The following is a 273-nucleotide window of genomic DNA, read 5'->3' as shown; positions in this document are numbered from 1 at the left end:
GTGGGCCAAGGGCAAGCGCCTGGTCAACATGAACACCAACCAGCCGCTGCGTCCCGAGGACGTGGCCGTCGGCTCGCTGACCTTCGCCATGCCCGACGGCATGTCGGAGCACGACGAGGACTTCCAGAACGAGATCGCCAAGGCGGCCCTGATGATCGTGCGGCTCCAGCCGGACGACATCAAGGACAAGCGCGAGCTCGACTGGTCGCACCAGGGCATCGTCGCCTACTCGAAGATCTGCACCCACGTGGGCTGCCCGATCTCGCTGTACGA

The 273-nt window shown here is 65.2% G+C and carries 1 pseudogene; it reads left to right on the top strand.

Features of this window, described 5'->3' with window-relative positions:
* Positions 1-273 (top strand): annotated as a pseudogene (locus tag IH25_RS0137080) (ubiquinol-cytochrome C reductase); the annotation flags it as partial.

Origin of the sequence: Streptomyces achromogenes subsp. achromogenes, assembly GCF_000720835.1 — a bacterium.
In the GTDB taxonomy this organism is placed as follows: Bacteria; Actinomycetota; Actinomycetes; order Streptomycetales; family Streptomycetaceae; genus Streptomyces; species Streptomyces achromogenes.
The sequence above is the reverse complement of the archived record's forward strand: the minus strand, read 5'-3'. Positions and strand labels throughout refer to the sequence as shown.